At 60.0% G+C, this 13,954-nt stretch carries 13 protein-coding genes and 2 tRNA genes; 4 read left to right on the top strand and 11 right to left on the bottom strand.

Annotation, left to right across the window (positions count from 1 at the left end):
* Nucleotides 1-43: 43 nt before the first annotated feature.
* Both lpxM and AB5Y67_RS15530 read right to left on the bottom strand, forming a co-directional pair.
* Nucleotides 44-1,033 (bottom strand): lauroyl-Kdo(2)-lipid IV(A) myristoyltransferase, encoded by a 990-nt coding sequence (lpxM, locus tag AB5Y67_RS15535; RefSeq protein WP_199428255.1) that lies wholly within the window; start codon nt 1,031-1,033, stop codon nt 44-46.
* 258 nt (nt 1,034-1,291) lie between these two features.
* Entirely contained in the window at nt 1,292-2,284 is a 993-nt protein-coding gene (locus AB5Y67_RS15530; protein ID WP_199428254.1) for a TDT family transporter, read from the bottom strand.
* Between the two features lie 102 nt (nt 2,285-2,386).
* Here AB5Y67_RS15530 and AB5Y67_RS15525 point away from each other — a divergent pair, with 102 nt between their 5' ends.
* The gene (locus AB5Y67_RS15525; RefSeq protein ID WP_069555788.1) at nt 2,387-3,292 is read left to right on the top strand and encodes a LysR substrate-binding domain-containing protein; all 906 of its coding nucleotides are present in this window, start codon (nt 2,387-2,389) and stop codon (nt 3,290-3,292) included.
* A 94-nt stretch (nt 3,293-3,386) separates the two neighbouring features.
* Here the strand turns inward: AB5Y67_RS15525 and nfo are convergent, their stop codons facing one another.
* The 5 genes from nfo to AB5Y67_RS15500 form a co-directional block, all read right to left on the bottom strand.
* Nucleotides 3,387-4,229: a deoxyribonuclease IV gene (nfo, locus tag AB5Y67_RS15520; RefSeq protein WP_199428253.1), complete on the bottom strand. Its 843-nt coding sequence runs from the start codon at nt 4,227-4,229 to the stop codon at nt 3,387-3,389.
* 317 nt (nt 4,230-4,546) lie between these two features.
* Nucleotides 4,547-4,876 (bottom strand): YbaB/EbfC family nucleoid-associated protein, encoded by a 330-nt coding sequence (locus tag AB5Y67_RS15515; protein WP_005333445.1) that lies wholly within the window; start codon nt 4,874-4,876, stop codon nt 4,547-4,549.
* 114 nt (nt 4,877-4,990) lie between these two features.
* Nucleotides 4,991-7,582, bottom strand: a complete 2,592-nt coding sequence (gene dnaX / locus AB5Y67_RS15510; RefSeq protein WP_199428252.1) for a DNA polymerase III subunit gamma/tau — start codon at nt 7,580-7,582, stop codon at nt 4,991-4,993.
* 172 nt (nt 7,583-7,754) lie between these two features.
* A complete protein-coding gene (apt, locus tag AB5Y67_RS15505) occupies nt 7,755-8,300 on the bottom strand; it encodes an adenine phosphoribosyltransferase (RefSeq protein WP_005352403.1) in 546 nt (181 codons plus the stop codon).
* 134 nt (nt 8,301-8,434) lie between these two features.
* Complete coding sequence (locus tag AB5Y67_RS15500; RefSeq protein ID WP_199428251.1) at nt 8,435-8,812, bottom strand: YbaN family protein; 378 nt, start codon at nt 8,810-8,812, stop codon at nt 8,435-8,437.
* Between the two features lie 123 nt (nt 8,813-8,935).
* Here AB5Y67_RS15500 and dusC point away from each other — a divergent pair, with 123 nt between their 5' ends.
* The 3 genes from dusC to AB5Y67_RS15485 all read left to right on the top strand — a co-directional run bounded on the left by dusC (nt 8,936) and on the right by AB5Y67_RS15485 (nt 11,227).
* Nucleotides 8,936-9,880, top strand: coding sequence for a tRNA dihydrouridine(16) synthase DusC (gene dusC / locus AB5Y67_RS15495; RefSeq protein WP_139408356.1), 945 nt, complete (start codon nt 8,936-8,938; stop codon nt 9,878-9,880).
* A gap of 97 nt (nt 9,881-9,977) precedes the next feature.
* A complete protein-coding gene (locus tag AB5Y67_RS15490) occupies nt 9,978-10,346 on the top strand; it encodes a hypothetical protein (RefSeq protein WP_005333451.1) in 369 nt (122 codons plus the stop codon).
* A 161-nt stretch (nt 10,347-10,507) separates the two neighbouring features.
* The gene (locus AB5Y67_RS15485) at nt 10,508-11,227 is read left to right on the top strand and encodes an ABC transporter substrate-binding protein (RefSeq protein ID WP_199415467.1); all 720 of its coding nucleotides are present in this window, start codon (nt 10,508-10,510) and stop codon (nt 11,225-11,227) included.
* Between the two features lie 116 nt (nt 11,228-11,343).
* Here AB5Y67_RS15485 and yjjG read toward each other — a convergent pair whose 3' ends face one another.
* From yjjG to AB5Y67_RS15465, 4 genes are all read right to left on the bottom strand, one after another.
* Complete coding sequence (yjjG, locus tag AB5Y67_RS15480; RefSeq protein WP_005333455.1) at nt 11,344-12,024, bottom strand: pyrimidine 5'-nucleotidase; 681 nt, start codon at nt 12,022-12,024, stop codon at nt 11,344-11,346.
* A 14-nt stretch (nt 12,025-12,038) separates the two neighbouring features.
* Entirely contained in the window at nt 12,039-13,538 is a 1,500-nt protein-coding gene (locus AB5Y67_RS15475) for a leucyl aminopeptidase family protein (protein ID WP_199428273.1), read from the bottom strand.
* Between the two features lie 170 nt (nt 13,539-13,708).
* Nucleotides 13,709-13,785: transfer RNA gene (locus AB5Y67_RS15470), tRNA-Met, on the bottom strand.
* Nucleotides 13,786-13,873: 88 nt separating this feature from the next.
* A tRNA-Met gene (locus tag AB5Y67_RS15465) sits at nt 13,874-13,950 on the bottom strand.
* Between the last annotated feature and the right edge of the window lie 4 nt (nt 13,951-13,954).

Raw genomic sequence — 13,954 nt, 5'->3', positions numbered from 1 at the left:
AAATGGCCCACCTGGGGCCATTTCAATCAATCCAAATTCTGGGTCAGCCGTGGGGCGACAATCCCTTGCGGATCCGGCGTATCCCCTCTTCGTAGAGGCCATCCAGCCCCTCCTGATCTTCACGGGTATCGAAGATCTTGAGGAACCACATGTATTGACCCGGATGGCACATCAGCTGCTGTTGCACCATGTCGTTCATCCGACAGGTATCGGCCATCACATCCTCGGTTGGATAGTTGTCGAACGGTGCCTCAATCTCCAGTCGGTAGCAGTGGTTCGCTTCGTCATAGCAGGCGAGCAGCGGCACCGCCTTGGCGCCACTGACCTGCACCAGACGGGGCAAGGCAGGCAGGGTCGCTTTGGGATAGCCAAAGAAGGGGGCGAAGATGCTCTTCTCGCGGCCATGATCCTGATCCGGCAGATAGAAGAAGCTGCGACCGCTCTTGATGGTCCTGATCACCGCCTTGATCCCGGCGCTGCGCTCATAGACGCGGCAACCGTTCTTGGCTCGTGCACGGTTGAGGTGCCAGTCAAACACCGGATTGCGCGCCCGTTTCATCATGGTGCACATCGGCACCCCGCGCTGGGTGAAGCAGTAACCGGCGGCATCCACCGGCCAGGTATGGGGCACCACCAGGATCACCGGACGGCCGGCCGCCCGCTCCGCCTCGATATGCTCCCAACCGATCACCTGCATCCGGCTCATCAGATAACGCTGGCTGCGCATGGTGAACTCGCCAAATCCCAACAGACTCTTGAGGCCGACCCGGATCGAGGTCAGTGCAATGGCATCCCGCTCTTCCGGGCTCTTGTCCGGGAAACATATCTCCAGATTGGTTCTGGCGATATATATCTGTTTTTTCGAGATACGAAACACCAGCGGTGCCAAGGCTTCGGCCAAACGGTCGCGCAATCGCACCGGCACAAAGGCCAGCAACATCAGCACGCCGAGCGCCAGCCAGCTGAACCAGTAGCGGGGATGCAGAAAACGGGCTTCAAAAGAGGAGTCAAATACGGGATCTTGGGACGACATGTATTGGGGTCGAGCGAAAAAGTGGTGCTGCATTGTAGTCGTCCTGACAGGTAATACCAGTTAAATCCATGGCAAATAGCCCGCCACGGGCGCCACATCAAAAAACCATAAAAAAATGCCCCGCACTGCGGGGCATTTTGCTCGTTACACAACCAGGGTGGAGGCTCTTTGTCCATCCATCGTATGACTGGTCGTTTATCCCGTCGCTCTCGGAGCGCACTGCTTATCCATTTCCAGATGTCACATCTTCTTCAAGATTTAACGGTGAGCACCCTGGCGGGCCATGCCGTTATTCATTTCGGTATTACGCTGCGGCAGAAAAAACATCAGGTAACGCAGTGCCACATACCCGACGATGACGGTAGCCACCCCCAGCTCGAAGTGGGCCAGCAGTCTGATCTGCTCGACGTAGTGACTCCTTTGCGCAAACCCTTCAACCAGATGAGCCACTTTGAACAGGGCGGTGGCACCGATCACCAGCGGGAAGGTGAAGGCGGCATAACCCGGCGAGAAGGGCAGACGCAGCAGTTTGATGAAGGCCAGATAGATGATGCCGGTCATCAGGATGGCAATCCCCAACAGCACGGCCACCAGCAGCAGTGACGGCTCCTGACTGACGGTCAGGTAACCGGCCAGAGAGAGGCTGGCAGGGGCAGCCAGAATGGCGATGGTCGGTTTGGCGGCATCCGGCACTTCATGGCTGAAGATCAGGCGATAGAGCATCAGCGGCAGCATCAGGCCATAGCAGATGATCCCGAACCAGAGCAGACCGTTGGCCAGCGGGGCAAATTGACCACCCGGGAAGGCGACGTCAGCCACGATGATCCCCACCGGTGGCACGAACCAGCTCGGCACCATGTGGTGGATTTCAAACTCTTTGGCGCGATGCCAGATAAAGGTGGCCAGGAACAGCAGGTGAACCGCCACGGCAAACAGCCAGAGGGCCTCGCCCGCTTGCGGCGCAATCATACCCAGCGCTTTGGAGACCACCATGGTGCCCATGGCATAGGTCGGTACCACACTGCCCACCACGGGGTGAGCGAGATCCTGCAACAGCAGGCGGGGGTGAAGCAGAAACTTGAAGGTCAGGATCACCAGCAGCACGGCCGCGATGGCAGCGCCCAGCAGTTGCATCCGGCCATCGAAGTGACCGGCATTTTCCCAACACCAACCAAGGCTGGCGATGCCCAGCGCCAGACCCGCCATGGGGGTTGGGGCGGCAGCCAGTGATTTACGGGTTCTTGCGATCATGATGACACCTTTCTATTGATGACGATGGCGATAGGATAATGGTCTCTTATCGTTTACGATATCTAAATGAATTAAATCAATCATTCAGGAAAACCAAACACGATGAAACTGACCCTGCAGCAGCTGAAAGTGTTCGCCACCATTGCCCGTTATGGAAACCTTGGCCTTGCCGCCAACGAGCTCTGCCTGAGCAAGGGGGCCGTCTCCCAGTCGCTGCAGGAGCTGGAGCGCCAGCTCTCTACCCCGCTGTTTGACCGCATTCACCCCAGATTGCAGCTCAACAACGAGGGGCGCCTGCTGCAACCAGCTGCTGAAGAGCTGCTGACCCGGATGCAGGATATCGAGAACCTGTTCAGCCCCGATGCCGAGCCGAGCGGCCAGCTTCGCCTTGGTGCCAGCCAGACCATCGGCAACTACCTGCTCCCCACCCTGCTCGCCAACAGCAAACAGGAGCTGGGACTCCCCCCCAAGGTGACCATCAACAACACTCACCTGCTCTGTCATGCGCTGGCCAACTTCGAGCTGGATATGGCGCTGATCGAAGGGGAGAACCACCACCCCGACCTGCTCGCTGAACCCTGGCTGCAGGACGAGATGCTGGTGGTGGCCCCACCCGGTCACCCGCTTGCCAACAAGAAGGAGCTCTCCCTCTCCCGACTGGGGGGCGAGACCTGGGTATTGCGTGAAGCACAATCGGGCAGCCGCGAGCAGTTTATCCAGCAGATCCAGCCCGAGCTGCCCCGCTGGCAACCAGGGCTTGAACTCAACACCCTGGAGGCGGTGATGCTGGCGGTGGAGAAGGGGCTTGGTATCTCCTTTATCTCCCGGCTGGCAGCCTCGGATCGCCTGGCAGATGGGCGGCTGATCGCCCTGCCCCTCTCCCGTCGCTTCCCGCGCCAGCTCTCCCTTATCTGGCACAAGCAGAAGTACCACTCCACCTCCCTGCGCCACTTTATCCACTTCTGCCGGGCTCAGGTGAAGGATGCCGAGGTGAGCCGTGCAGAGTAACGCCCGCTCGGAGCGCCGCTGGCAGACCTGCATGCCTATGGGAAAAAAACAGAGAGGGAGCCACGGCTCCCTCTCTTTGATTCGCTTCTGAGTATCACTTCGCCAGACTGCGCAACCAGCTGATCTCCTCGCCCCAAATGGACTCGTCTATGGTCTCGAGGATCAGCGGAATGCGATCGAAGCGCTCATCATTCATGATGTGGTGGAATACCGCCTCCCCCAGATTGCCCTCCCGCAAGCTGTGGTGGCGATCGACCCGGCTGCCGAAGGTACACTTGGCGCCGTTGATATGCATCCCCTTGAGGTAGCGAAAACCGACGATCCGGTCGAACTCGGCAAAGACGGCGGCACAGCTCTCGGCGGTGCGCAGATCGTAACCGGCGGCAAAGGCGTGGCAAGTATCGAAACAGATCCCGACCCGGCTCTTGTCCTCCACCCCCTCGATGATGGTGGCGAGGTGCTCGAACGACCAGCCGAGGTTGGTCCCCTGCCCGGCGGTATTCTCGATCACCGCCGTCACCCCTTCACTGCGCTCCAGCGCCCAGTTGATGGACTCGCTCACCAACTTGAGGCTGGCCGCCTCAGGGATCTGCTTGAGATGGCTACCGGGGTGGAAGTTCAGATAACAGAGCCCCAGTTGCTCGCAACGCTTCATCTCGTCGAGAAACGCATCGCGGGATTTGGCCAGACCATCGGGATCCGGATGGCCCAGATTGATGAGATAGCTGTCGTGGGGCAGGATCTGCTCCGGCAGAAAACCGGCCTTGTCACAAGCCGCCTTGAAGGCACGGATGGTGGCATCCGACAAGGGGGCCGCCTGCCACTGACGTTGATTCTTGGTAAAGAGGGCAAACGCGTTGGCCCCGATGGCCTGGGCGCGGGTGATGGTATTCTCCACCCCGCCGGCCGCACTGACGTGGGCTCCGATATATTTCATACAATCTCCTCGATACGGCAAGCCGCCATTATGCCGATCCCGCCCGGCCACGCCAAACCGAGATATCCGATAGCGGGTATCGACAAATAGCGCCGCCTTGGCAAAGCGGCTGCGTTTCATGGCGTAATCGGCCTTCGCTGTGGCAACCGCTCCGCAGAAGGGATAGTTAGAGCCCGTCCACGCCAGCATGGCGCCCATAAAAAACGCAGCGTATCGCCTGAGCAATAACGCTGCGTCTTTGGGTCTCTCGGCCGTCCCCCTTGCCGTGACCCGAATGGCCAGCGACAAGGGAGCAAGAATGCGCGGGGAGAGTCGCCTTAGAAGGGCATCTTGAAGCCTGGCGGCAGTTGCATGCCACCGGTCAGTTCGCCCATCTTGGCCTTGTTCTGCTCTTCCACACGGCGCACGGCATCGTTGCAAGCGGCGGCGACCAGATCTTCCAGCAGCTCCTTGTCATCTTCCATCAGGGAGGGGTCGATCTCGATGCGACGGACGCTGTGGCTACCGGTCATGGTGACCTTGACCATGCCAGCACCGGCTTCACCGGTCACTTCCATCTGAGCCAGCTGCTCCTGCGCCTTCTGCATACGCTCTTGCATCTGTTGGGCCTGTTTCATCAGGTTCCCCATTCCACCTTTACCAAACATATGTCGTCTCTCGTCTTGAAATCCGGCATCCAGCGCCGGGCTGTGGGCTTGTCTGTCCTAGATGGGGACAGCCAAACTGCTTTTCAACCGGAAGCAAGCTCCCGGCCACGGAATTTAGCGGTTGAGTGGCTCGATGCTCTCGTGATGAAGCACGGCACCAAACCGCTGAACTAAAAACTGTACGTTGGGATCCTGCTCCAGATCCCGGGTCACCTGCTCCCGCACCCCGAGATAAAGGCGATGTTCGATCTCGAGGGGGGTCTCCTTGTCAGGTACCACACCGAGCGTCACCTCGACCTGCACCGGTTGACCCAGCGCTGGCCCGATGATCTCGGCCAGATCGGCGCGCGCCTTGTCGCTCACCAGATGGCGCTGCTCTGGCTTGAGGGTTAGCAGTACCTTGTCCCCTTCCCGCGTCATCACCGAGTTGATGGCCAGCTGACGCAGCCGACCACCCACCTGAGTATGGGCAATCAACTCGGCCCAAGGGTCGCCGCAACCATTGAGCAGCGAGGAGGGGATAAGGCGAGTCGCCTCTCCCTCTTGCGGCTCGCTGTCGCTCTCGAGCTCATCCCAGTCGATGGTCTCCATCACTGGCTGAGGGGGTTCATCCTGCGTCACAAGGGCAGCAGCCACTGCCGTGCTTGCAACGGGTGGCTGGGTCGCTGGGGCGGGCGTCACCGCAGGCGCCGCAGCGCTGCGCTCGCCAGGTCGATAGCTCGGCTGCCCGTCGAGATCCCAAGGTGGCAGATCGGTTGGCTGGGCCGGTGCCGTGACAGGGGCGTGGCTCATCACCTGAGTCTGCTCGGCAAAGCCCTGATTGAGGTACTCCTCGTATTCCCCGTTGTCACCCTGCGGCTCGTAACTGTCGTTATAGAGCTCCACTGGCGGCAGATCATCATAGTGACCCATCGTCGCCATCCCCTGCCCGGCCGATTGGCTGACCGGAGCTGGCTGTTGGGTGACGACCGGTGCAGCGGCGGGCGCTACAGGTTTAGCTGGCGCAACCGGCACCGCGCGCGGCGCGGGCGCCGCTGGGGCATCCTGACCACGCTGGCGACTGCGCAGCATGTTTCGCTTGCCAAGCAGGCTCTGCATGCTCGATACCGCTGATACCGGTTCAGCAGCGGCAACAGGCGTTGCTGTCGCTTCGAGCGCGGGCTCGAAGGGGGCGGTCAGCGGCTCGCCACGGGAATAGTCGGTATCGGCTGCGGCAGACGCTCGCTCATCAGCATCTGCGGGCTGTGCAGCCGAGTGCGCAGACACATCGGGCTGCGCATGGGGTAACGCGGGCTCGGGTTGATACCCCATGCCCGCAGCTTCGCGCAGCAGCTCATCCTGCTGGCTGAACAGCTCGGCGGCTTGCGCCTCCTCTTCGCTGTCGGCGGGGTTGCCGATGTCATCCACCATCGCAGGCAGGGAGACATCAACCGCGGGCACGGCACTGGTAGCAACAGGGCTGGCTAGCGGTGCAGGCACGGCGCCGCTGATCGGCGCCACTGCGGCCGATTCAGCGGCCGGGCGCTTTCCCGGCAAAGAGGCAACCGAAGTAGCGCTGCTCGCCGCACTGCTCGTCATTGACGGGGGCAGCGCAGTGAGGCTGGCCGGATGCAGGGCATCACGCCTTGGGGAGAAGGCGAGCATCCGCAGGCAGGTCATCTCCAGCGCGGTGCGGCCATCGGGAGCCCATGGCAGATCTTTCCGACCACCCAGCACGATCTGGTAGCAGAGCTGCACCTCTTCCGGGCTCATCGCCTTGGCCAGTTGCAGCAGGGAATCGGCATCCGCCCCCTGTTCCTGCACGCTGGCAGGCAGCAGCTGCGCCATGGCGATGCGATGGAGCAAACCTTCCAGCTCGGCGTGGAGCTGATCAAAATCGGGGCCCAGGGTGGCGATCTCGGTGATCTTGGCCATGGTCGCGGGGGCATCTTGCCGCAAAATGGCTTCCAGCAGCTGGTGCAGATGGCGGTGATCGAGCGTGCCCAGCATCGCCAGCACGCTCTCGAGGCGCACGCTGCCGTTACCGTGGGCCAGCGCCTGATCGGTCAGGCTCAGGGCATCTCGCATACTGCCGTCGGCGGCTTTGGCCAGGGCCAGCAGGGCGCGTGGTTCGAAGGGCTGCCCCTCCTGATCCAGCACCCATTCGAGCTGCTTGGCGATCTGGGTCTGATCCAGACTCTTCAGATGAAACTGCAGACAGCGCGAGAGAATGGTAATGGGCAGCTTCTGTGGATCCGTGGTGGCCAGCAGAAACTTCACATAGGGGGGGGGCTCTTCCAGGGTTTTCAACAGCGCGTTGAAGCTGTGGCGCGACAACATGTGCACTTCATCGATGAGGTAGACCTTGAAGCGGCCGCGGGCCGGGCGGTACTGCACGTTGTCGAGCAGCTCGCGGGTATCTTCCACCTTGGTGCGGGACGCCGCGTCAATCTCCAGCAAGTCGACAAAGTTGCCTTGATCGATCTCGCGGCAGGTATCGCAGACACCGCACGGGTGGCTGCTGATCCCCTGCTCGCAGTTGAGGCTCTTGGCCAGAATACGGGCGATGGTGGTCTTGCCGACCCCACGGGTACCGCTCAGCAGATAGGCGTGATGCAGGCGTCCCTGATCCAGGGCGTTGGTCAAGGCGGTCAGCACATGTTGCTGGCCTACCACTTGTTCAAACGTATGGGGGCGCCATTTACGCGCCAGAACCTGATAGCTCATAAATCCATCATGCAGGGAAGACAGGGCATTGAGGCCGGATGCTAACACAAATGGCGGGCTGGCTGTATCGGCTATCGGTGAGAGCGGAAGGGATCGCTTGATTTTCAAACCGATGCCCGCACGGGCACCGGTTCAATGCAGGCCCGATGCAGAGGATCGGGCCGAAGGGGCATTACTCGCCGGCCAGCTCGACCAGTGAGACCACCTTGATGCCAGCGGCAGTCAGGCGGGCATCGCCACCCAGAGACGGCAGGGAGATGATGAAGGCCGCATCGGCAACTTCACCACCGGCACGGCGGATCAGCTTGACGGTCGCATCGACGGTACCACCGGTCGCCAGCAGATCGTCCACGACCAGCACCTTGTCACCAGGCACGATGGCATCGGTGTGCAGTTGCAGGGTGTCAGTGCCGTACTCGAGGGCATAGGACTCCTCGATCACTTCGCGCGGCAGCTTGCCCGGCTTGCGGACCGGCACAAAGCCCAGTCCCATGGCATAGGCAACCGGCGCGCCAAAGATGAAGCCGCGAGCTTCGGTGCCAACAATCTTGGTGATCCCTTGATCACGATAATGATTGGCCAGCAGATCGATAGTGGCCTTGAAGGCCTCGGCGTTCTCGATCAGGCTGGTGATGTCACGAAACAGAATGCCCGGCTTCGGATAGTCGGGAATGGTCTTGATGCTTGCTTCGATAAATTTCAGGGTTTCCGGATTCATGTGTTGACCGCTTATTTTTTTGACCCAGGGGTGGCCATTTTTTCTCAATTCCCTTCTGCGGGAAATAAAAAAGCCTGTCACGCAAAAATGACAGGCCGACTCCATAGCATTATTGCTGCAATAGCTTAGGGACTTCACTTCGCCATTGCAACTGGCTCCAGCACCGGCAGGCGCATTAACCAAGTGAGCAGGATCACCATTATGACAACCAGCAACCCCTTGACCCACAGCAGTGGCACCACCGCCAGCGACACCGAAAAGGTGAGCAAAATGAAGGTAATGGCGCGCCGTCTGGCCTGACGACGAATACCGCGATACTGCTGCCAATCGACGATGGGCGGGCCAAACCAGGGATGGGTCAGCAACCAGCGATGAAAACGGGGCGATGAGCGGGCAAACAGGGCGGCAGCCAGCAACATGAAGGGGGTAGTCGGCAATAGCGGCAGCACAATGCCCACAATACCGGTGGCAAATGCCAGCCACCCGAGCGCCATCAGACACCAACGCTTCATTCCTTCTCCTTGCGTGATTTATCTCCCTCTAGCCTAACAGAGTTTGAGCGGGTGCTGACAGCGGGCCGCAACCCCACTACAATCTGCGCTCTTTTTTCTTCCCACTCTCGTCGGAAAGCCGTTATGCGCGTTATTTTGGCCCCCATGCAGGGGGTACTGGATCACCTGATGCGGGAGGTACTCACCTCCGTCAATGATTACGATCTCTGCGTGAGCGAGTTTATCCGGGTCGTCGATCAGCTGCTGCCCGCCAAGGTGTTCTACCGCCTCTGCCCTGAACTGCTGCAAGATGGCAAAACCCGCGCAGGCACCCCGGTGCGGGTTCAACTGCTGGGGCAACACCCCGAGTGGCTGGCCGAGAACGCCCTGCGCGCCATCGAGCTGGGCTCCCCCGGCGTCGATCTCAACTTCGGCTGTCCCGCCCCTACGGTCAACAAGAGCAAGGGCGGTGCGGTGCTGCTCAAAGAGCCCGAGACCATCTACCGCATCGTCAAGGCGGTGCGCGAGGCGGTGCCTGCCCATCTGCCGGTGAGCGCCAAAATTCGCCTCGGTTACGACGACAAGGATCTCTATCTGGAGAACGCCCAGGCGGTCTTCCAGGGGGGCGCCAACGAGCTGGCCGTTCATGCCCGCACCAAGCGCGAAGGGTACAAGGCCCCCGCCCACTGGGAGTATGTGGATGCCATTCGCCGCGCCCTGCCCATCCCCGTCACCGCCAACGGCGAGATTTGGGATCACAAAGATGCCCTCGCCTGCGCCAGGGTCTCGGGTTGCGATGCCCTGATGGTCGGGCGCGGCGCCATCTCCCTGCCCAATCTGGCCAACGTGATGAAAACCGGCTGCCCGCACATGAGCTGGGCCGAGGTGCTGCAGTTGATGGTGAGCTATACCGAGCAGGATCTGGCCAGCGAAAAAGCCGACTACTACCCCAGCCGCATCAAACAGTGGTTCAGCTATCTCAAGCGGGAATATCCCGAAGCGGACCTGCTGTTTCAGGAGATCCGGGTGCTCAAAGAGACGGCTCCCATCCGCGATGCCCTGTTGCAAGCAGCCAAAAGCCACGGCTAACCACGTTTAACTTGACGCATATCATCTTGATAGAGTTATCGGATCCCTATACTGCCCCGAATCTGTCGTCTGTCCTGTGGGGGATAATGTGTGTGAAATGACGCAAGCACAGTTGACTGTCTGGCGTAATCGCCTGCTGTCAGACTGGGCCCAAGTAAGAGAAACGCTGATCGGTCAGCTTAAAGCCTGCCGCCGTGACGAGTGGGCCGAACAGGTCGGTCACTGCGAGCAGGATCAACTGGTGGAACTGACCAGCCGGCTGGATCTGCCGAAGGTTGAGCAGAGCGTGGCCCGCCTCAAGCGGATCGATGCGGCACTCTGCCAGATGGATCTCGGCCTCTATGGCCTCTGCTCCGATTGTGAAGAGCCGCTTTCCATCGAACAGCTGGAACAGGATCCGACCCTGCAACGCTGCCCGCGCTGTGAAACCCGTTATCGCAAGGGATTCCACGCCCACGAACTGTGAGGGATGCACATCTGTGCATCCGCTCAACCCTCAGCACTGGTTACTCCGTCGTTCCTGTCCAATACTCAACCGTATCAGCCTGTTCGAGGGTATGCGTTGTGTACAGACTCTTGTTGTTATGGTGTTTGTGTTGCCAGGCTACGGCACAAGAGTCATTGGTCGTGGGCTGGGTCGACTGGCAGCCCTTCAGTTATCGCAATGAACAGCAACAGCTCCGCGGACTGGATGTGGAGCTGCTCAACGCCATCCTCCTGCGGGCCGGTTATCAGGCCAAATTCAGTGAAATGCCCTGGGCTCGCGTGCTGCACGAGCTGAAATTCGGCACGGTTCAGCTGACCATGTCAGCCAATATCACCGCCGAGCGGCAGCAATATGCCCGCTTCAGCCACCCCTATCGGGAAGAGGAGACGGCCATCATTATCCGTCGGCAAGATGCCGAACGCTGGCGCGGGATCACCACCCTGGAGCAGTTGATCAACACCCCCGACTTCCATATCGGAGTGCTCAAGGGCTTTGATTACGGCAATACCTTCCGCCAGTTGATGGCAAGGCCCGAGCTGCAGCCTCGCTTGCAGATGCGCCTGCGGCTGGATCAGCTGCTGAAGATGTTGCAAGGGGGACGGATCCAGGGGTTTATTCTGGATCCCCACGGACTGCAGGGGTGGCAGGATAAGGATGAAGCGCAGGATCAGCTGCATACCCTGCTGCGTATCGAAGTCACGCCGGTTCACCTGATGCTTAGCAAAGAGAGCACTACTGAGGCGCAACTGCAGCGGATCAATCAGGCTATCGATCAATTGAAACAGAGTCCCGACTATCAGCAGATCCTCGATCGCTATCAGTTCAGATCCCTGCATTCACAGGAAAACACTCATAAGTAAGGGGAGCATCAGCTCCCCTTACTGTCTCAAGCACACCCAATCCTGTCTCAAACAGCCCTGGTTGCAACTTTCCAGGACGTTTTGGTCATCGATAACGTGATGGTTAAGCCTGGCTATCAGCGTCCCAGCACAATGTCGGCAAGGTGGGCGAAGTGGTGGATTTCGTGTGTGGCATCGCACTCGCCCGCTTGCCGCGCCGGGTTGTACCAGCAGGTTGCCAGCCCCTGCGCCGCCGCCCCGGCAATATCGGTTTTCGGATTATCCCCCACCATCAGCACCCGGGCCGGATCCGGCTGCCCCATCAGGGAGAGGGTGTGCTGGAAAATAGCTGGCGCCGGCTTGGTCACCCGGATCTCGTCGGAGATCACCAGCGGCTCGAACCACTCGCTCCAGCCCAGTTTGCCGAGCCGCCCCCGCTGAGGCACGCTGAAACCATTGGTGATGATCCCCATCCGCACCTTGCTGCGTAGCTGCTGCAGGGTCTCGACCACCCCTTCGAGAGGCATGCTAAGGGCAATGATCTGCTCCAGAAAGGTGTTGTTCATCGCCATGGGATCGGCGGCAACCTGCTGGGCAAAGAGGGAGAAGCGGGTCTGCTGCAACGCCGTTGCATCGATCTCGCCGTCGTTGTACTGCTGCCAGAGCCCGTGGTTGAGGGCGTGGTACTGCGCCATGCTGGCGTCATCAGCCTGTACGCCATAGATCTGCAGAGTGTGCGTCAGCGCAGAGGCGACCGGAAAATCGAGCAGGGTTTCATCCAAATCGAACAGCACCCAGTCATAGCTTGGTTGTTTCACAGAACTCCTTGTTATCATTCAGATTGTTCAGAAGCTTGGCGACTAACTCTGCCAAGCGGGCTGGCCAGCAGATCCAGCGTGAGACGCACGCCAAAGCCGGTCACTTCGCTGGAGACCACCCCATTGCCCCCCTTGTTGCGAAAACCGCTCAGGTCGAAGTGCAGCCAGGGGGTCTGCTCGGGCACGAAGTGGGCGAGGAAACGGGCCGCATCGATGTGATCCGGCGAACTGCCCGGCGCACACTGCAACAGATCGGCCCACTCGCTCTCGATATTGTCGTCGTAATCGTCATCAAGCGGGAAGGGCCAGATCCGCTCGCCGCTGCGCTGACCCAGATTGACCAGTGATGCCATCCATTCGCTGCGATTGGTAAAGACGCCGCTGTAACGGCTACCCAGCGCCCGTTTGCAGGCCCCGGTCAGGGTCGCGTAATCGAGCAGCAGATCCGGAGTATCCTGCACCGCCATTGCCAGGGTGTCGGCCAATACCATTCGCCCTTCGGCATCGGTATCGACCACCTCGATGGAGGTGCCATTGATGGCAGTCACCACCTCGCTAGGACGATAGGCGTGAGGGCCGATATGGTTCTCGGCAATGGCCAGCCAGCAGTGTACCTCGTAGGGTAGCTGAGCTCGGCTGATGGCGTAGAGGGCCCCCAGCGCCACCGCGCTGCCCCCCATGTCCAGATGCATGCCATACATGCTGCCGGAGACCTTGAGGTTGTAACCGCCAGAGTCGTGGCAGATCCCCTTGCCCACCAACGCAATGCGGCGCACCGGCTTGGGTGGATAGTAGCTGAGCTTGACCATGGCCCCCTGATTGTCTTCCGAGCCACGAGCAACGGCCAGAAACGCCCCCGCCCCCAGCTCGGCCAGCTGCGCCTGATCATAGTGATGGCACTTCCACCCCTCATCTTGCGCCAGCTTGCTGACAAACTCGCGATAGCTGGCGGCCGTCAGCTCGGAGGCAGGCAACACCGCCAGATGGCGAGCCAGCCCGTTGCCCCCCGCTTCGCTGTAGAGGCGCGCCAAGTCCAGCACCACCGCGGGTGAAACCTTGATCTGCTGATAGCTCCAGCTGATTTCGCTGCGGCGCTTGCTGGTGGGCAACGAAATATTGGCGGCAAGCAGGGCCGACAACATCACTTCGGCCAGCATCACTCGCTCTGAGGGGGAAAAACCTTCCAGATGCAGCCCGAGCCGCTCCACATTGAGCCCAGAAAGAGGAGCAATCCAGCCTCTGATCTGTTTATAGAGGCGGTGATCCCGCGTCACACTGCCGGCCACAAACATCACCTGCAACAGGGTATTGCCGTGCATCAGGGTAAAGGGCGCTTTTTTCCCCAGCGCAAGCTGGGTCTGGAGACCCGCAAGGGCGGGGAGCGAAAGCAAGGACTCCTTCTGCTCTTCGGCGATCAGCAGCAGTTGCAACGGCAGCCCTTGGGCAAGGGCTTCGGCCAGCGTGGCATCCCGGCTTTCAATAGCAGGAGGAAGATAGGTGAAGGGAGTGATCACAGGCGTGTGCCTCATCCATGAAGAGATACCTGATGATACCCAACAAATGGTTGATACGACCAGTTTTGGTCTTTAAAAAGCGTCAGAAATAGCAGCAATCACCAGATGGTGACGAGCATCAAGAAGGATTGTTCAATGATTGCAATGCAGGAATGGAACGTACAGAAAGTTGGTTGCGGGGGCCGGATTTGAACCGACGACCTTCGGGTTATGAGCCCGACGAGCTACCGAGCTGCTCCACCCCGCGTCCGAATTGTCACCCCCAAGCCGAGCAGTAGCTTGTTGGCGTTTGTCTGCCTTCGACTGTTTATACAATCGCAAGCTGACGAAAGAGTTGGTTGCGGGGGCCGGATTTGAACCGACGACCTTCGGGTTATGAGCCCGACGAGCTACCGAGCTGCTCCACCCCGCGTCCG

The organism is Aeromonas sp. s12, from assembly GCF_040907925.1.
Lineage (GTDB): Bacteria > Pseudomonadota > Gammaproteobacteria > Enterobacterales > Aeromonadaceae > Aeromonas > Aeromonas veronii.
Note: the sequence above shows the minus strand (reverse complement) of the source record. Positions and strands in the feature narration are given on the sequence as shown.

Bases quoted from the DNA above. Each gene is read 5' to 3' on its own strand.
- AB5Y67_RS15500 (WP_199428251.1), bottom strand. From the start codon at position 8,812: ATGAAGCGTTGGTGTCTGATGGCGCTCGGGTGGCTGGCATTTGCCACC.
- apt (WP_005352403.1), bottom strand. From the start codon at position 8,300: ATGAATCCGGAAACCCTGAAATTTATCGAAGCAAGCATCAAGACCATT.
- dusC (WP_139408356.1), top strand. From the start codon at position 8,936: ATGCGCGTTATTTTGGCCCCCATGCAGGGGGTACTGGATCACCTGATG.
- nfo (WP_199428253.1), bottom strand. From the start codon at position 4,229: ATGAAATATATCGGAGCCCACGTCAGTGCGGCCGGCGGGGTGGAGAAT.
- AB5Y67_RS15515 (WP_005333445.1), bottom strand. From the start codon at position 4,876: ATGTTTGGTAAAGGTGGAATGGGGAACCTGATGAAACAGGCCCAACAG.
- AB5Y67_RS15490 (WP_005333451.1), top strand. From the start codon at position 9,978: ATGACGCAAGCACAGTTGACTGTCTGGCGTAATCGCCTGCTGTCAGAC.
- AB5Y67_RS15530 (WP_199428254.1), bottom strand. From the start codon at position 2,284: ATGATCGCAAGAACCCGTAAATCACTGGCTGCCGCCCCAACCCCCATG.
- dnaX (WP_199428252.1), bottom strand. From the start codon at position 7,582: ATGAGCTATCAGGTTCTGGCGCGTAAATGGCGCCCCCATACGTTTGAA.
- AB5Y67_RS15525 (WP_069555788.1), top strand. From the start codon at position 2,387: ATGAAACTGACCCTGCAGCAGCTGAAAGTGTTCGCCACCATTGCCCGT.
- lpxM (WP_199428255.1), bottom strand. From the start codon at position 1,033: ATGTCGTCCCAAGATCCCGTATTTGACTCCTCTTTTGAAGCCCGTTTT.